General features: G+C 60.1%; 17 protein-coding genes, 1 tRNA gene and 1 pseudogene. 8 read left to right on the top strand and 11 right to left on the bottom strand.

Translation table 11 applies throughout. The annotated features are described in order from the left end of the window. Nucleotides 1–998 precede the first annotated feature (998 nt). The gene (locus LB559_RS18205) at nucleotides 999–1,256 is read right to left on the bottom strand and encodes a hypothetical protein (RefSeq protein WP_224674650.1); all 258 of its coding nucleotides are present in this window, start codon (nucleotides 1,254–1,256) and stop codon (nucleotides 999–1,001) included. 189 nt (nucleotides 1,257–1,445) lie between these two features. Between LB559_RS18205 and LB559_RS18200 the strand changes: the two genes are divergently transcribed. Then, nucleotides 1,446–2,078, top strand: coding sequence for a recombinase family protein (locus tag LB559_RS18200; protein WP_224674649.1), 633 nt, complete (start codon nucleotides 1,446–1,448; stop codon nucleotides 2,076–2,078). A gap of 140 nt (nucleotides 2,079–2,218) precedes the next feature. Here LB559_RS18200 and LB559_RS18195 read toward each other — a convergent pair whose 3' ends face one another. Further along, a complete protein-coding gene (locus LB559_RS18195; protein WP_224674648.1) occupies nucleotides 2,219–2,845 on the bottom strand; it encodes a hypothetical protein in 627 nt (208 codons plus the stop codon). 123 nt (nucleotides 2,846–2,968) lie between these two features. Here LB559_RS18195 and LB559_RS18190 point away from each other — a divergent pair, with 123 nt between their 5' ends. Continuing rightward, complete coding sequence (locus LB559_RS18190) at nucleotides 2,969–3,217, top strand: helix-turn-helix domain-containing protein (protein WP_224674647.1); 249 nt, start codon at nucleotides 2,969–2,971, stop codon at nucleotides 3,215–3,217. Nucleotides 3,218–3,220: 3 nt separating this feature from the next. Here the strand turns inward: LB559_RS18190 and LB559_RS18185 are convergent, their stop codons facing one another. The 3 genes and pseudogenes from LB559_RS18185 to LB559_RS18180 form a co-directional block, all read right to left on the bottom strand. Continuing rightward, on the bottom strand, nucleotides 3,221–4,633 hold the full coding sequence (locus LB559_RS18185; protein WP_224674646.1) for a site-specific integrase: 1,413 nt from the start codon (nucleotides 4,631–4,633) through the stop codon (nucleotides 3,221–3,223). A gap of 57 nt (nucleotides 4,634–4,690) precedes the next feature. Next, a pseudogene (locus LB559_RS33185) lies at nucleotides 4,691–4,831 on the bottom strand (DUF6538 domain-containing protein); the annotation flags it as partial. Between the two features lie 72 nt (nucleotides 4,832–4,903). Next, a tRNA-Ala gene (locus LB559_RS18180) sits at nucleotides 4,904–4,979 on the bottom strand. 160 nt (nucleotides 4,980–5,139) lie between these two features. On the opposite strand from LB559_RS18180, the gene LB559_RS18175 reads away from it, so the two are divergent. Continuing rightward, nucleotides 5,140–5,430, top strand: a complete 291-nt coding sequence (locus tag LB559_RS18175) for a YggT family protein (protein WP_013528977.1) — start codon at nucleotides 5,140–5,142, stop codon at nucleotides 5,428–5,430. A gap of 13 nt (nucleotides 5,431–5,443) precedes the next feature. Next, the gene (locus LB559_RS18170) at nucleotides 5,444–5,755 is read left to right on the top strand and encodes a DUF167 family protein (RefSeq protein ID WP_127367801.1); all 312 of its coding nucleotides are present in this window, start codon (nucleotides 5,444–5,446) and stop codon (nucleotides 5,753–5,755) included. Between the two features lie 15 nt (nucleotides 5,756–5,770). Here LB559_RS18170 and LB559_RS18165 read toward each other — a convergent pair whose 3' ends face one another. The 3 genes from LB559_RS18165 to LB559_RS18155 are packed head-to-tail and all read right to left on the bottom strand — an operon-like array spanning nucleotide 5,771 to nucleotide 8,521. Then, nucleotides 5,771–6,652, bottom strand: coding sequence for a MurR/RpiR family transcriptional regulator (locus tag LB559_RS18165; RefSeq protein WP_013528979.1), 882 nt, complete (start codon nucleotides 6,650–6,652; stop codon nucleotides 5,771–5,773). Nucleotides 6,653–6,662: 10 nt separating this feature from the next. Next, a complete protein-coding gene (locus LB559_RS18160) occupies nucleotides 6,663–7,730 on the bottom strand; it encodes an ABC transporter ATP-binding protein (RefSeq protein WP_127367716.1) in 1,068 nt (355 codons plus the stop codon). A 2-nt stretch (nucleotides 7,731–7,732) separates the two neighbouring features. Beyond that, nucleotides 7,733–8,521 carry an SDR family oxidoreductase gene (locus LB559_RS18155; RefSeq protein WP_027163007.1) on the bottom strand — a complete coding sequence of 263 codons (789 nt, stop codon included), beginning with the start codon at nucleotides 8,519–8,521 and terminating at the stop codon, nucleotides 7,733–7,735. Between the two features lie 183 nt (nucleotides 8,522–8,704). On the opposite strand from LB559_RS18155, the gene LB559_RS18150 reads away from it, so the two are divergent. The 4 genes from LB559_RS18150 to LB559_RS18135 all read left to right on the top strand — a co-directional run bounded on the left by LB559_RS18150 (nucleotide 8,705) and on the right by LB559_RS18135 (nucleotide 13,622). Beyond that, complete coding sequence (locus LB559_RS18150; RefSeq protein ID WP_013528982.1) at nucleotides 8,705–9,937, top strand: ABC transporter substrate-binding protein; 1,233 nt, start codon at nucleotides 8,705–8,707, stop codon at nucleotides 9,935–9,937. Nucleotides 9,938–10,401: 464 nt separating this feature from the next. Then, nucleotides 10,402–11,271 carry a carbohydrate ABC transporter permease gene (locus LB559_RS18145; protein WP_024504714.1) on the top strand — a complete coding sequence of 290 codons (870 nt, stop codon included), beginning with the start codon at nucleotides 10,402–10,404 and terminating at the stop codon, nucleotides 11,269–11,271. Next, nucleotides 11,268–12,092: a carbohydrate ABC transporter permease gene (locus LB559_RS18140; protein ID WP_013528984.1), complete on the top strand. Its 825-nt coding sequence runs from the start codon at nucleotides 11,268–11,270 to the stop codon at nucleotides 12,090–12,092. Before LB559_RS18145 ends, LB559_RS18140 begins: the two co-directional genes overlap by 4 nt. Nucleotides 12,093–12,116: 24 nt before the next feature. Beyond that, nucleotides 12,117–13,622 carry a M81 family metallopeptidase gene (locus LB559_RS18135; protein ID WP_224674645.1) on the top strand — a complete coding sequence of 502 codons (1,506 nt, stop codon included), beginning with the start codon at nucleotides 12,117–12,119 and terminating at the stop codon, nucleotides 13,620–13,622. Here the strand turns inward: LB559_RS18135 and LB559_RS18130 are convergent, their stop codons facing one another. From LB559_RS18130 to LB559_RS18120, 3 genes are all read right to left on the bottom strand, one after another. Continuing rightward, entirely contained in the window at nucleotides 13,623–15,677 is a 2,055-nt protein-coding gene (locus LB559_RS18130; RefSeq protein WP_224674644.1) for a M3 family metallopeptidase, read from the bottom strand. A gap of 96 nt (nucleotides 15,678–15,773) precedes the next feature. Next, a complete protein-coding gene (locus LB559_RS18125) occupies nucleotides 15,774–16,208 on the bottom strand; it encodes a hypothetical protein (RefSeq protein WP_013528987.1) in 435 nt (144 codons plus the stop codon). After that, complete coding sequence (locus LB559_RS18120; RefSeq protein ID WP_023811712.1) at nucleotides 16,205–16,849, bottom strand: carbonic anhydrase; 645 nt, start codon at nucleotides 16,847–16,849, stop codon at nucleotides 16,205–16,207. Before LB559_RS18120 ends, LB559_RS18125 begins: the two co-directional genes overlap by 4 nt. Nucleotides 16,850–16,939: the final 90 nt, after the last annotated feature.

Here is a 16,939-nt window from a genome sequence, read left to right as displayed (position 1 = left end):
CCCATAGGCGGCACCTCAGTGTCCCAAAGGCCATCCCACGCGACCCGAGACCTGTACCTATTGGTGTGCCTTTGTAGGACTTCGCTATCGGCGTACCTTTGCGTCCATCTATCCCCGTGTCCGTAATAGCCTAAGGCAAGGGCTAGCTGGCATGGGCAGCATAGTGGTACGCAAACGCACTCGAAAGGACAGCAAGACGGCAGTTGCAGGTTGACCCACTGACGGTGGCAGGTGCCAAATGGTCTGTTTCGAGAAGCGTTTCGGCCTTGATGGCGGAAGGGTCAGAGCCGACGCCGGTTGGCGTGGATGTTGTCTCTAAAAGCCACAAACGACGAAATTTTTCACGGGCCTATCAATACAACCAAGGAAGCGTATTTCCCCCATGGGGTGCCTAGTCGCTCTCTTAGACGCGGTGCCTCACTTGGAAATCTTAGATCGTCAGCCACAGGCTGATTGGACGCGTATGGGGGGCCGATACCCTTGAACAATTGCCTTGTATATGAGCCACTGGCTTGTACTCCCTATATGGACCTAAAGCGAAGCCGGCATGATCTGGCTCAGATATCTGGTGTAAGAGCCGGATACTAAGTCGGCCTGGTATCAGTTGACAGTAGTAAGATAGCTGAACCATCTAGATATGATACAGGATAGTATGATCATATATAATCCAATGATACACTAATAGTTATCATACCAAGAGGTCATGATAATATATGGAAACCTATGATACCAATACATATGATAGGTAGTATAATCATAAATATAACAGTAAATACTAACATAATATAGTACTAGAAGTCCGCATAACATATTAATATAATACCAATAGATATTATAAGCTATCATAGCATCCATGCTAGCAGTCCGCTTCGGCTTGGGCCTACGCTGCCAGCTAGAACATGGTGGTAACTAGATAGATATATCATAGGCGAGCTAACAGGGTATGGCTCGTGAGCTGCAGGCCCCGCTTGAGCCGCTAGGCTATGCTAACGAGACGCCTACTCAAGGTTCTGCTTTCTGAGTTCGGCCTTCACTGCAACCGATCGGCTTATCTCGGCCACTATGCCCAGAGCGACGCCAATCAAGAGATACAGCAGGCCCTGATCGATAACCTCACCTGTGGTTTTTGATCCGAAGTATCTGGGAGCTGTAGCTTGACCTGTCGTGTAGGCGATGGAGAAGGCGGCAACCACTCTAAGGCCGCTAACGACCACTAACAGCCATGCAATGGCCAGCCCTAACTTTGTGAAGATCATGACCCCTCCCTTTCAACTTACCCGTTGTAGCTACCCTGCGCCCAGGACAATCGCAACTAGGTCAGCTCGTTAGGGTATAGTCTAGCGTACAGACATTGGCTTCACGGATTCTATGTACGTAAGGGTTGACAATGATCAACGGACAGGCGTATCAACGGACAGTACCCTTACGGACAATGGAGCTTAACCGTGACGACGTTCCTCTATGCTCGCGTATCCACAGCTGATCAAGCTCTTGCGCATCAGGAGGAGCATGCTCGCAAGCAGGGCTTCCAGATCGATGAGGTGATAGCAGATCATGGGGTGTCTGGTGTGACGTCACGACTGCGAGACAGGCCCGAAGGAAGGCGGCTCTATGACCTTCTACGCAGCGGAGACCAGCTTGTTGTGCGATGGGTCGATAGGCTGGGGAGAAATTACCAAGACGTATCCGATGCCATCCGAGAATTCATGCGCAGAGGTGTCGTGATACGCACCGTTATCAACAACATGACTTTTGATGGCTCCACAACCGACCCTATGCAGCAAGCTGTACGAGACGCATTGATTGGGTTTATGGCCGCTACCGCGCAAGCGCAAGCTGAAGCAACAAAAGAAGCGCAACGAGCTGGCATTGATCATGCCAAGGCGGCGACTGACCGCTACAAGGGTAGGAAGCCCAGCTATGACCGAGCGCAGTTTCTGAGTGTACGGGATCTGCTCTCTCAAGGAACTGGAACGAGTGCGATTGCAAACATCGTCGGGATCACAAGGCAATCGGTCTTGCGAATTAGGGCCGCGCCCGACCAGGCGGAGTTCGCGTTGCAAGCTTGGGGACTGTAGGGGCGCGGAACCTGCCGTCACGCCGCCACACAGGCTCGCTGAGCGGTTTTGCAGCCCCCAAGCTCCAACCGGACCCTGTAGGGCGCAAGGCCTCTCCTTGGGGCTCCCTGCAAAAAAGGGAGCGGGAATTTGTATGGTGACTAAGAACAAACTGAATCTTCGTAATGTTTGTACACAGCTTCAGTGAATTCATCTAGAGTTCTGTTGTGTGATTCTGCGAAGAGTCTTTGAAACCGTACGTTTAAAACCGAAGAATATATCTTAGTGCCGCCATCTTCGCTAGCCTTTATTGCTTGTAGAAGCTGATCCGTGATCTGTTTGCTTTCGACGTCGGAGAGTTCCGATCCTGTAGCTCGCCTGTGATCGTCGCGAACGTATGCCTCTATAGCCTCCCGACTGCGCACCCTGCGAAATTCTGATCGTAGGACACTGCGGAGCGCCTGCAGAGCCTTGTTATAGTCACTTGGCACTTTGTCTCTCTGGGCATCGTAGGACAGATACAGGTTGAGAGACACCAGGAGACTTTGCTGCAGGCTTGAGGGAACAGCTCCTTCTAGGATTTGCATTATTGACGAAGGCATGCTCATGCCGCCTGACATGCGCAGTTCCTTGGCCACGAAATAAATGGCGAACCGATCAAACCAATCTGAGTAGTCAGCGGCGGTACCAGTAGCTGTAACTGGCTGTCGATTTGGACGCTTTGCGATCCTAGTGAACACAAAGTATGCCACGGCAGCGACTGCCATCAGCGTGAGCAAGGTATCCATCATTTCTCCCTCTGCGCCCTGCCGACCGCAGCGACGGCGTATGCGTCAGTCCGCAATGATATCCGATTTTTGGATAATCTGATTTTCGGATTACCCGCCTGTTGAACGTGTCGTCAACGGGCCATGCCGAAGTCGTTGCACTCCAAACGTCATTTGATGATTGCGACGGCTCTGTCTGAGCAGCGGCGTTCGAAGGGCTTGTCTCAAGCGCAGGTAGCCAAGGCCTTCGGACGGCATCAGCCTTTCATAGCAAACATTGAGAGCGGTGAGCGCCGTATCGACCTAGTCGAGCTGCTGGATATTGCCGCTATCATCGACCTTGATGTGGAGGCGCTGTTGTGCAGGTTGCGACAGCTACCCCCTTCGGATTGATCCCTAGAGAACCTTCTCCAATGCAGATAGAAGCTGGCTCGGCGGGAACCCACTGCGATTATACGTACTGAGAGTGGTGGTGCCAGGTTCGTGTCCGACTATCGCCATGATGTGTGCCTGACTTACCTCAGCTGCAATAAGCTGCCCAACGACTGAATGCCTCAAGCTGTGAAACGTTAGCTGCTTCGTTTTGAGTTCGAGGTCTGGGAGGAAGGTTTCATTGAACCATCTGCCCAGATTCCGGCCATAACCGTCCGACTTGGTGTAGCTGAATTGAGGAAACAAACGGGTGTTTCCTGGCTTGGAGCGCACTGCATCTATGTATGTCTGAAGCCCGTATTCGATCAGGCGAGGATGGACCGGAACGACCCTCTTGGAGGCTGCGTTCTTGAGTTTCTTGGTTGGCCCAGAGCCGTTGATGTCAAAGCACAGCACACCATCTACGGTTTTGATGTCTTCAAGGTGGAGTTGTGCAACCTCGTTCAGCCGCGCACCCGAGTGCATGGCAATCAGAGACCCCCACTTATGGTGATCCTGTAGGTTTCTGCGTTTGTCCAAAAGGGCGTCGCGTATCGTCTCTAACAAGGCTGTGGGGAATGGGAGCCGAGGGGCTTCTGCATTCAGCTTCCTGTTTCGGATGGAAAGCCCCGAGAACGGGTTCTCCTTGCTATATCCGTTCTGCTTCGCCCAATTGAAAAGCGCCTTGTAAGTTTGCATGTACTTGTTGATGGTCAATGTGTGCAAGGTGCGGAGCCCCGACATCGAGGCCAATTCGTCTAACGTTTTGCCTTTGGTCTCGCGAAGCTTGTTCCGGTTGACGGGGTAGCGGGTGAGAATGTCCCGAACTATGCGCGCCTCTGCATGACCTACGCCTGCAACGTCTCGGTCACTTCCCAATGCCTCATACAACAGGTCTATATGTTCCTGCTTCTCCCCCTCTGTTTTGGGTATCCAGCGCTCTTCGAGCTTGGCGTATTTCCAAAAATCAGTGACCAATTGCGCGAGTGAAATGCGAGCAGGTGAAGCTGGCGTCACGGAAGGTGCTGAGACCTTATCGTCTCGTGTCTCAAAATCGTAGGCATTGATCGTGGCGTCATAGTCTAGGACGGCTTGGCAGTACGCGCCGTTCGCGCGCCGGTATTCCTTAATGAGCATTTGTTTTGTCTCATTCGGCAAATCTGTGGACTGCCCAAACTCCTGTAGAATCTGATCCAGCATAAAGTTGTCGAGAAAATTTACCTCCGCTGCTTCCTTGAGGGTCTCGGCGGTCGGAACGCGCGCGCCTGCAACAGCGTGCTGGAAACTCGATATCACAAGCGGGGATAGGTGCCCGTTCTCCCTGATGGCTTGTTTCTGAGCCTCTAGTACTCCCTTGAAATGGGCAGAAAGGATGCTGCGGAACTCAGCATAGTCCATCTGTGTCTTTGCCCCTTTGCGCCCTGGCTGAGGGGCTAGGTAGCTGAGACCGTGCGCTATTAGCAATGCTTCACGACGATCCGTAGTACCAAGAGAGAACCGAATAGCTGTCGCAACCCCCTTGGGGTGCAACGATCTAGGTATGGGGCAACGATAATAATAGATTCCGTGCCGGGACCGTGACAGGTAGGCGGGCATGCGCATAGCAATGGCTCACTTGGTTGTCCCACCAGCGAAATCCCATTGCTAAGGCTATGATTTTAAATCCGTTGGTGGAGCTGAGGAGGATCGAACTCCTGACCTCGTCATTGCGAACGACGCGCTCTCCCAGCTGAGCTACAGCCCCGTCCAGCGGATGGGCGCATTTATCGGGCGCCGCGGTTTCCTGTCAAGGCGGAGGTTTGCCGAAATCCAGTGGCCTGGCAGCCGTACCGGCGCACCGTGGCAGGCGGCCCTTGCCGGTTTCGCGTGCAATGGCTACATGTCGGCAACAATTGGAGACCGGCATGCTCGCCCTCATTCAGACAATCGTCATGGCGCTCGACCTCTACTGGTGGATCATCATCGCATCGGCGATCTTTTCCTGGCTTTACGCCTTCAACGTCGTCAACTCGCGCAATCAGTTCGTCGGTTCCATCGGCAACATGCTCTATCGGCTGACCGAACCGGCGTTGCGGCCGATCCGCCGTTTCATGCCGGACCTTGGCGGCATCGACATCTCGCCGATCATCCTGCTTCTGATCCTGTTCTTCCTGCGGCAGTTCATATTGACCAGTGTGGCGCCTCTGGTCCTGTGAGGCCGATGATCGTATGAGCGCGCCGTTTCGCCTGCGCGATGATGGCGTCGAGCTGTTTGTCCGGCTGACGCCGAAGGCTGCGCTGGACAGGCTCGAAGGCATCGAGACCACGGCGGACGAGCGAAGCCATCTGAAAGCGCGCGTCCGCGCCGTGCCGGAAAACGGCGCCGCCAATCATGCGCTCGAAAAGCTGATTGCCAAGGCGATTGGCGTGCCGGGGTCCGCCGTCTCGGTTGTCGCCGGCGGCACCTCCCGGCTGAAAACCGTGCGCGTTTCTGGCGATCCGGCGATGTTGGCGACGAGCATCGAGGGGCTCGGCTCCTGATGCCTCGCAATGGGGTCAATCCCCCAGCGGCAAACGCGGATCGTCAACTTTCAACGTGTTGACGCTCTGCTTGATGCGGCGCAGATTTTCCAGAACCCTTGGTCCGCGCGTCTCGGCGACCGAGGTGACGATCATGTCGACGATCGACAGCAGCGCATAGCGCGACGATGTCGGCTTGTAGATATTGCCGTCTTCCAGCGACTGGAAATGGATGACCGTGTCGGCGACCTTGGCGAGCGCGGAGTCCGGCGGGGTGATGGCGATCGTCGTGGCGCCATATTGCTGGGCGACCTGCACCGCATCGATGACCGATCGTGCATAGCCGGAGACGGAGAAGGCGATCAGCGTGGTGTCGGGGGTGGCGACGGCGGCGTACATGCGCTGCAACTGTCCGTCGATTTGCGCCAGCACGGACACGCCAAGCCTGAACAGCCGGTTCTGCATTTCGGTCGCCATCATCGACGAAATGCCACCGGAGCCGATGCACAGCACATTGCCGGAAACCGCGATGCGTGCGGCGACGGCGACCAGCGTCGTCATGTCGAGGTTTTCGCTGGCGCGCTGGATGGCCGATATCGCCGCTTCGGTGATGGCGGAAGCGATGCGCTGTTCGCGGGCATCGCGGCTCAACGGCTCCGGCGACAGATACTGGCCGCCGATGGCGATGGCTTGCGCCAGATAGAATTTGAAGTCGCGCAGGCCCTCGCAGCCGAGGTTGCGGCAGAACCGCGTCACCGTCGGCTCGCTGACACCGACGCGCGCGGCAATTTCCGAAATCGCCGCCTTGGAAACGAAGTCGAGGTCTGCCAGCACGAAGCCGGCCAGCTTGCGATCCGACTTCGTTCCGTCCTGCGACATCAGCTGCAGGCGCGTGATGATGTCGGCCGGCGTCTTCATGCTGATATTTTCATAGAGGCAGGCCCGTCGCCTTGTCGAACAGATGGATGTTGCCGGGGTCGACCGAGACCGGCAGCAGGTCTCCCGGCCTGACCGGCACCCTGTCACGGAACACGGCGCGTACCGTATCAGCACCGATAGCGCCATAGACATGTGTTTCGGAGCCGGTGGGCTCGACGACATCCACCCTGATCGCCATCGCGTCGACAGCCTCGCCGATGACAAAATGCTCGGGGCGGATGCCGGCCTCCACCGCGCTGTCCGCCGGCACCTGTTTGCCGGCAAGCGCCAGCCGCCCGCCGCCGGCCGATTCGAACCAGGTTTTCTCAAGCGTCGTCTTGAGCGAACCCGAGACGAAACTCATCGACGGCGAGCCGAGGAAGGAAGCGACGAACTTGTTGGCCGGCCTGTCATAGAGCTCCAGCGGCGCCCCGACCTGCTGGATCCTGCCGCGGTCCATCACGACGATGCGATCGGCCATGGTCATAGCCTCGATCTGGTCGTGGGTGACGTAGACGATCGTCGATTTCAGCCGCTGGTGCAGAGCCTTGATCTCGACGCGCATCTGCACGCGCAGTTGCGCGTCGAGATTGGACAGCGGTTCGTCAAACAGGAACACAGACGGTTCGCGCACGATGGCGCGGCCCATGGCGACGCGCTGGCGCTGGCCGCCCGACAGCTGGCGGGGATAGCGGTCGAGATAGGAGAAGAGATTGAGGACCCCGGACGCCTTCTTGACCTTCTCATCGATTGCCGTGCGCGTCTCGCCGCGTATCTTCGGGCCGAAACCGATATTGTCCGATGCCTTCAGATGCGGAAACAGCGCATAGGACTGGAACACCATGGCGATGTTGCGCTGCTGCGGCGGTAGCGCGTTGGCGCGCACGCCGCCGATCAACAGATCGCCGGAAGTGATCGTCTCCAGGCCGGCGAGCATGCGCAGCAAGGTCGACTTGCCGCAGCCGGACGGGCCGACCAGGACGACGAACTCGCCGCTCTTGATATCGAGGCTGATGTTCTCGAGGATCTTGTGCTGCCCGAAGGATTTCGACAGGTCGCGGAACTCGACGTCGGTCATGCTCACGCTCCCAATATGTCGTCGATGAAGGGCAGGCAACCGGCGGTCAGTCCCGCGTCCACGGGCATCACCACGCCTGTTACTCCCGATGCGCGATCGGACGCAAGGAAAGCGACGGCTTCCGCCACTTCCGCAGCGTTGACGATGCGGCCGAGCGGATAGAGCCGCTGCAATTTGCCGAGGATTTCGGGATCCTTGGCAAGGCGGTGGTCCCAGGCGGCGGTGCGGATCGATCCGGGGCAGACGACATTGGCGCGCAGGCCGCTGCGGCCGAGCTCGACGGCGATCGCCTTGGCATAGGCGTTGATGCCGGCCTTGGCCGCGGCATAGGCGGGATTGCCGAAATGCGCGATGGCGTTGACCGAGGAGATGAAGACGACGCTGCCGGAGCCACGGCTGGCCATCGCCTTGACCAGCGGATCGGCGAAATTCATCACGCCGGTCAGGTTGAGGTCGAGTTCCTGCTCAATCCTGTCGGGGTTGAGCGCGGGGAGCGTCTCGGCGCGCGTCCAGCCGGCATTGTTGATGAGAATGTCGGGCACACCGTCCCGGTCGAGGATGGCGGCGATCGCCGTGGCTATCGACGCCTTGTCGAGAAGATCGAAGACGTGGCGGGCGGCAAAATACGGGCTCTTCAACGCCTCGCTCGACTGGTCGCAGCCTACGACCCTGGCGCCCCTTTGCGCCATCAGCGCCACGATGGCCGTGCCGAGGCCGCCGCCCGCACCCGTCACAACGACAGTTTTGCCCTCGAATTCGGCCCTGCCTTCGAGTTCCGTTTGCGAAACCACCGTGCGTCATCCTCCGGGATCTTCGACAGGTCGGATCAGGCCTAGTCCACAAAATGTAATTAAGCAACAGAATAATCTGCTTGCAAGCCTTCAAATCCTCGATAATGTAGGAAAGTCACATAAATCTTCTGCTTGGGTAACGAAGAGGCGCGCAGGCGCAAAAATCAAAATGGGAGAGTTCAAATGAGTCTTGCAAAATGGACTGTCGGCCTGATGGCCGGAATGAGCATGCTGGCAATTGCGGCGCAGGCGGATGCGGGCGAGGTGCGGGTCACCGTGGCCGAGTACAGCGCCAAGACTGGCCCTTATTTCGATAGCGTCAAGAAGGAATTCGAGGCGGCGAACCCTGGCATCACGGTCAAGTTCGAAGTGGTGCCGTGGGATGTGCTGCTGCAGAAGCTGACCACCGACATCACCGCCGGCACTAATGCCGATCTGTCGATCATCGGTACGCGCTGGCTGATCGACTTCGTCCAGCAGGATGTCGCCGAACCGCTCGACGGCTACATCAAGCCCGACTTCAAGGACCGCTTCATCGACACCTTCCTGTCGCCCTCGATCATGGATGGCAAGACCTACGGCCTGCCGATCGCTGCCTCGGCGCGCGCCATGTATTACAACAAGGAGCTGTTCGAGAAGGCCGGCATCGCCAAGCCACCGGCAAACTGGACCGAGTTGCAGGAAGATGCGCGCAAGATCAAGGCTCTGGGGTCCGGCACGTTCGGCTTCGGCCTGCAGGGCAAGGAGATCGAGACCGACGTCTATTACTACTATGCGATGTGGTCCTACGGCACGGAAATCCTCAACAAGGACGGCACTTCGGGCCTGAGCACGCCCGGCGCGCTTGAAGCCGCCAAACTCTACAAGTCGATGATCGACGAAGGCCTGACCGAACCCGGCGTCACCTCCAACAACCGCGAGGACGTGCAGAACCTGTTCAAGCAGGGCAAGGTCGGCATGATGATCACCGCACCCTTCCTGTCCAACCAGATCAAGGACGAGGCGCCGAACCTGAAATACGGCGTTGCGGCCATTCCCGCCGGACCGACCGGCGCGCGCGGCACCTATGGCGTCACCGATTCCATCATCATGTTCAAGAACTCCAAGAACAAGGACGAGGCCTGGAAGCTGCTCGATTTCCTGTTCACCACGGAGCAGCGTGCCAAGTTCACACAGGGCGAAGGCTTCCTGCCGGTGAACAAGGAAGAGGCCAAGATGGACTACTACGTCAACAATGCCGATCTGGCCGCGTTCACCGCTCTGCTGCCCGACGCCCGCTTCGCGCCGGTCATCCCGGGCTGGGAAGAGGTCGCCCAGATCACGTCGGACGCCATGCAGAAGATCTATCTCGGCGGCGACCCCGAGGCAGGCCTGAAGGACGCGGCGGCCAAGGCCAATGCGGTGCTGAAGAAGTAGGGGCAGTGCGCCCGTGGCGCGCCCCAGATTCAGGCGGGGCGCGCCACATCTTGCAGCCTCGAGCAGAAAGATAGTTCGTCGATGTCAACGCCGCCCAGCCGGGCTCCTTTCCTCTCCCACCGGAGGGGGGAGAGGTGGCTCGGCGAAGCCGAGACGGAGTGGGGGAACCACCTGGCAGCCACCGCGAACGGATATAGGAAGAGCACCAGGCGCAAGCCTCGCCTTGCGCCCAAGGGGTCGACCCCCACTCCGTCGAGCGTCGCTCGCCACCTCTCCCCCGATCGACGGGCGAGAGGAAAGGGGCCCTTCCGCAACTGCTGCGGAGAACGGACGAGCAGGTGAGGGCAGCGCCGACGGTTGCAAGGAATCCTGAAGCGGTGCCCTGAGAAGAATGAGGCCGGACCAAGTCAATCTGTTAAGCCAGCGAAATCCAATCTCCCCGCAACGCGGTACAAAGCCAGCCGATGCAAAATCGTTTCTTGCCCTATCTCCTGACCTTGCCCAGCCTGTTTCTGGCGGCGGTGGTCATCTTCTGGCCGGTCTGGGACCTGATCCAGATCTCGACGCATGACGTCAGCCGCTTCGGCCAGCTTCGTGACTTCAACGACTTCGCCAATTTCGCGGCACTCGCTGCCGATCCCGATTTCACGGCCGCGCTTTGGCGCACCGGCCAATGGACGGTGATGGTGGTCGGCGGCGCGCTTCTCTTGTCGATCCCGGTGGCGATGATCCTCAACACCGATTTCTATGGCCGCGGCATTGCCCGCGTCATCATCATGCTGCCCTGGGCGGTGTCGCTGACCATGACTGCGGTGGTCTGGCGCTGGGCGCTGAGCGGCGAAAGTGGCATGCTCAATTCGGCGCTGATCGGCCTCGGCCTCATCGATCACAACATCCAGTGGCTGGCGAGTGCCGAAACCGCCTTTCCGATGCAAGTGCTGATCGGCATCCTGGTGACAGTGCCGTTCACGACGACGATCTTCCTCGGCGGGCTGTCGTCGATCCCGGACGATCTCTACGAGGCGGCGGCGCTTGAAGGGGCGACGCCGCTGCAGCAGTTCCGCGAAATTACCTTTCCGCTCCTGAAACCGTTCATCAACATCGCCATCGTGCTCAACACCATCTACGTCTTCAATTCCTTCCCGATCATCTGGGTGATGACGCAGGGCGGGCCGGCCAACTCGACCGACATCCTGGTCACCCATCTCTACAAGCTGGCCTTCCGCATCGGCAAGCTGGGCGAAGCATCGGCGGTGTCGCTGGTGATGTTCGCCATCTTGCTGGTCTTCACCATGATCTATGTGCGGCTGGCGATGCGGGAGCAACGCGCATGACGAGCAAGCTCAAGCGTTCGATCATCGCCTGGCTGCTGCTGGCGCCGCTGATTGTGGTGACGCTCTTTCCCTTCGCCGTGATGTTCCTGACCGCAGTCAAGCCGAGACAGGAAGTGCTGTCGCCGACCTGGTGGCCGAGCGAATTCCGCTGGTCGAATTTTTCCGACATGTGGGTGGCGACGGGCTTCGGCCAGGCGCTGCTCAATTCGCTCTACGTGTCTGTGATCGCCACCGTCGGCGCCATCCTGATCTCGGTTCCGGCGGCCTATGCGATGTCGCGCTTCCGCTTTGCCGGCTACGGCGCCTTGCGCCAGTTCCTGCTGATTTCGCAGATGATCTCGCCGATCGTGCTGGTGCTCGGCCTGTTCCGGCTGATGGCCGCCTGGGGCCTGGTCGAGAGCACGACGGCGCTCGGCTTCATCTACATGGCCTTCAACGTCGCCTTCACGGTGTGGATGCTGCAGAGCTATTTCGACACCATCCCGCGCGATCTCGAGGAAGCCGCCTGGATGGAGGGCGCCGGCCGCTGGCTGACCTTGCGCAAGGTGTTCCTGCCGCTCTGCCTGCCGGCGATCGCGGTGACGGCGATCTTCACCTTCATCAACGCCTGGAACGAGTTCGTCGTGGCGCTCACCATGCTGCGCAGCCAGGAAAGCTACACGCTGCCGATCCAGGTGTTTTCGCTGGTCGCCGGCCGCTACACCATCGAATGGCATCACGTCATGGCCGCGACGCTGCTGGCGACCTTGCCGGTGGCCATCCTGTTCATCTGGCTGCAGCGCTACCTCGTCAGAGGCCTGGCGCTCGGGGCGGTCAAATAGCGCCTATTCACGGACGGAGCTTTCATGCGCATTTTCACCGCCTCGCTGGCGACGGAAACCAACACCTTCTCGCCGGTGCCGACCGATAGGGCTTCGTTCGAGATGGCCTTCTATGCCGGGCCCGGCAAGCATCCGGAAACGCCGACGCTGTGCTCCTCGCCGATGGTGGCGCTACGCCGGCGTGCGGTGGCCGAAGGCCTCTACGTCATCGAAGGCACCGCCACCTGGGCGGAGCCGGGCGGCCTGGTGCAGCGGCAGACCTATGAGGCTCTGCGCGACGAGATTCTGGGCCAGCTCAAGGCGGCGCTGCCGGTCGATGCTGTCATCCTCGGCCTGCATGGCGCCATGGTGGCGCAAGGCTATGACGATTGCGAAGGCGATCTGCTCGAACGGGTTCGCGCAATGGTCGGGCCGGAGGTGGTGATCGCCGTGGAACTCGATCCGCACAGCCATCTGACACCGAAGCGCGTCGCGGCCTCCGACATTCTCGCCTATTTCCTCGAATTTCCGCACACCGATTTCTACGAGCGCGGCGAACATGTCGTCGAGCTTGGCCTGGCAGCAGTGCGTGGTGAGATCAACCCTGTCATTTCGACCTTCGACTGCCGCATGATCCAGGTGCTGCCGACCAGCCGCGAGCCGATGCGGTCCTTCGTCGATCGCATCAAGGCGTTGCACGGCAAGGACGGCGTGCTGTCGGTCTCCGTCATCCACGGCTTCATGGCGGCCGATGTGCCCGAGATGGGCACGCGCATCCTGGTCGTCACCGACAATGACAAGGCCAAGGGCGACGCGCTGGCGGAACGGCTCGGGCGGGAACTCTACGCGCTGCGCGAAAAGACGGCGATGACGATGCTGAGTGCTGCCGACGGCATCGATCGGGCGCTGGCCGTGCGCACAGAAAATCCGGGCAAGCCGGTGGTCATCGCCGATATCTGGGACAATCCCGGCGGCGGTGTGCCCGGCGACGGCACCTTCGTGCTGCGCCAGATGCTGGCGCGTGGCCTGGACAGGTTCGCCGTCGCGACCATCTGGGATCCGATCGCGGTCACCTTCTGCCTGGCGGCGGGCGAGGGCGCAGTCATCGACCTGCGCTTCGGCGGCAAGGCCGGGCCGCAAGCCGGCGAGCCGATCGATGCGCGCGTGCGCGTGCTGAAGGCGGTTGCGGAGGGCTGGCAGAGTTTCGGGCCAAGCCGGGTGACGCTTGGGCCGACGGCGCTGGTCCGCCTCGAAGGCACCGAGGTCGACATCATCCTCAACACCAACCGCACGCAGACCTTCGAGCCGGATATCTTTTCCAACATCGGCGTCGATCCGCTAGCCAAGGACATGCTGCTGATCAAGTCGACCAATCATTTCTACGCCGGCTTCGAGCCGATCGCCGCCGAGATCATCTATGTCTCGGCGCCGAGTTCGTATCCCAGCAATCCGGCGGTGACCGATTACAAGAAGCTGACAAGGCCGGTGTGGCCGAGGGTGACGGATCCTTGGAAGCTGCCAATCTCCCCCACGAGGGGGGAGATTGGCTAATCACACCAACCCGCGCTTGGCCATCATCGCTTCCGGCGACGGCATCTTGCCGCGGAAGGCGGTGTAGAGTTCTTCCGGATCCTTCGAGCCGCCGGCGGCGTATATGTTCTTGCGCAGCCGCTCGGCGAGCGCCGGGTTGAAGGGGTCGCCGGTTTCCTCGAAGGCGGCAAAAGCATCGGCATCGAGCACTTCCGACCACATGTAGGAATAGTAGCCGGCCGAATAGCCTTCGCCGGAAAAGACGTGGCCGAAATGCGGCGTGCGGTGACGCATGGCTATGGTGTCCGGCATATGCAGTTCTGCAAGCGTTTCGGCTTCGAAACGAAGCGGCGCTTCAGGCGCATCCGCCCGCGCGTGATAAGCCATGTCCATCAAGGCGGAGGCGGTGAATTCGACCGTGGCGAAGCCGGCGCCGAAGGTGCGCGCGGCCAGCATGTTGTCGAGCAGCGCCTTGGGCATCGGCTTGCCGGTCTTGACGTGCAGAGCGTGCTTTTCCAGCACCGCCGGCACGGTCAGCCAGTGCTCGTAGAGCTGCGAGGGCAATTCGACGAAATCACGGCTGACCGAAGTGCCCGAAACCGAGGGCCAGGTGACGTCGGTCAGCATGCCGTGCAAAGCATGGCCGAACTCGTGGAACAGCGTCTTCGCCTCGTCGACCGACAGCAGAGCCGGCTCGCCCACCGGCGGCTTGGCGAAGTTCATGATGTTGTAGATGACCGGGCTCGCACCGTGGCCGAGCCTGTAGCCGGACTGCAGCGCGCTCATCCAGGCGCCGGAGCGCTTTGACGGCCGGGCGAAATAGTCGGCCAGGAACAGGCCGCGCTCGCTGCCGTCGGCATTCTTCACCACGAAGACGCGGGCGTCCGGATGCCAGGCCGCGATGCCCTTTTTCTCTTCGAAGGTGATGCCGAACAGCCGTGTCGCCACGTCGAAGCAAGCGTCGATGATCCGGTCGAGCTGTAAATAAGGTTTCAGTTCCGCCTCGTCGAAGGCGAATTTCTCCGCGCGCAGCTTCTCCTGGTAGAAGCGCCAGTCCCAGGCAGCGAATTTTTCGTTGCTGCCGGCTGCGGTGGCCAGCCGTTGCAATTCGATCTGGTCGCTTGCTGCCTTCTCAAGCGCCTTTTCCCACACCGGATCGAGCAGCGCGTGCACGGCCTTCGGCGTCTTGGCCATGGTGTCGTCGAGCTTCAGCGCGGCGAAAGAGGCGTAGCCGAGCAGCTTTGCCTTTTCGGCCCGCAGGCGCAGCATGTCGCGCACCACGTTCGTGTTGTCGGTGGCGCCGCCATTCTGCCCGCGCATGGTGAAGGCGCGGAAGGCGATCTCGCGCAGATCGCGGCGTTCGGAGAAGGTCGAGAACGGCTCATAGATCGAGCGCGACAGAGTGACGGCATAGCGGCCCTTCTGGCCACGCATTTCGGCGGCCTCGGCCATGGAGCTTTTCACGAAGTCCGGCAGGCCGGCAAGGTCGGCTTCATCGAGGAACAGCGCCCAGTCGCGCTCGTCGGCCAGAACATTCTGGCCGAAAGCTGTGCCGAGCGAGGACAATTCCTCGCTGATGCTTGCCAGCCGCTTCTTGCCGTCGGCGTCGAGCTTGGCGCCGGAACGGACGAAGCCCTTCCAGGTCTTTTCCAGCACCCGCAAGGTCTCGGCGTCGAGCTTCAGGCTCTCACGGCGCTGGTAGAGATCGTCGATGCGGGCAAACAGCCGCTCATTCATTGAAATCGCCGAGAAATGCCTGGACATTTTCGGCGAGATGTCGCGCTCCAGCGCCTGGATCGTCTCATTGGTGTAGGCGCCGGCGCGGCACCAGAAGATCGACGAGACACGATCGAGCGCTTCGCCGCCGAGTTCCAGCGCGGCAAGCGTGTTCTCGACGGTCGGCGCATCCTTGTTGCCGGCGATCGCCTCGATCTCGGCCTCGTGCGCCTTCAGCGCCGCGTCGAAGACCGGGGAGAAGTCGCCGTCGCCAATGCGCGTGAAATCGGGCAGGCCGAGCGGCCCCTGCCACGCGGTCAGCGGATGGGCGGCGAGGTCGACGGCTTTCGTGGAAGGCATGGACAGTCTTTCGTTGGTGGGGCAGGCAGGCGGGTCGTACCCGATGTAGGGCGCCGCCGGCGGACCCGCAATATGCGGATTTGGCCGATATCGCCCTCAAAAGCCGTCGCAGTTTTCGGCGATCGCCGCTTGTGAACTGGCGGTGATGCGGTTGTCGGTGACCGCGAAAGTTTCCTGCATCAGCATGTCGTTGTTGGGGAAATCGTAGCAGGCGACCACCGTGGTGACGCCGCCTTCGCTTTTCTCGATCCGGTGCCGGATCGCAGCACCGGCAACGGCACCTTTCCATTCGTCGATCGAAGCGATGAATTCCTGCTTGCTTTGCACGATGCCGAGGTCGTCCAGCTTGATGCGGACATCGTCGGCGAGCAGGTCGGACAGTTCCGTGCGGTCGGCGACCAGCAGCGCCGAATACCAGCGGCTGATGAGGGCACGATCATCGGCGCGGGCGGCAATAATCGCCAGCAGCAGTGCGGCCGCCACAAAAGCGACCGACCTGATGTTCACCAGCTTGCGCGCCGCCGCGTTCATCCCAGCTCCGGCCGTTCGAAATCGCCAGTCTCCTTGTTCATCGTCCAGAGTTCGCCGGTCGAGATATCGAACCAGGCCCCATGCAGCGACAGCCGTCCCTTGCCTTCGAGAATCGAGACGCAGGGAAAGGTTCTGAGGTTGGCGATGGAATAGCGGATCGAGATGCGCTCCAGCGCGGTCTGGCGCTCCGAAGCGGTCATGAAGGTGCTGGAGGAGACGGTTTCGGCCGCCGGCGCGATCAGGCTCATCCACTTGCCGATGAAGTCGCCCGGCGACAGCGGCGCGGAATTGGTGTCGAGCGCCGCCCGGATGCCGCCGCAGCGGCCATGGCCCATGACGACGATGTTCTTGACCTTGAGGCTCTGCACGGCGAATTCAAGCGCCGCCGAGGTCGAATGGAATTCGCCGTCGGGTGCATAGGGCGGCACCAGATTGCCGACATTGCGCAGAACGAAGAGTTCGCCCGGCCCAGCGTCGAAGATCGCCTCGGGCGCCGAACGCGAATCGCAGCAGGCGACGATCATCGTCTCCGGCGCCTGGCCTTCGCGAGCGAGATCGCGATAGCGCCCGCTCTCGGTGAGATAGCGGCCATTCATGAAATTGCGATAGCCGGCGAGAAGATGTTCAGGGAGATGGGACATGGGCGGCGTCTGGAGCCTTTCCGGGTTGGATGCGGCAGCTCGTTGCGGTCTAGAGAGGCTCTAGCGGCAAAAGCCGGTCGCGAGCAATGC

The organism is Mesorhizobium sp. BR1-1-3, assembly GCF_020165455.1.
Lineage (GTDB): Bacteria > Pseudomonadota > Alphaproteobacteria > Rhizobiales > Rhizobiaceae > Mesorhizobium > Mesorhizobium ciceri.
This window is presented reverse-complemented; position numbering and strand designations above follow the sequence as displayed.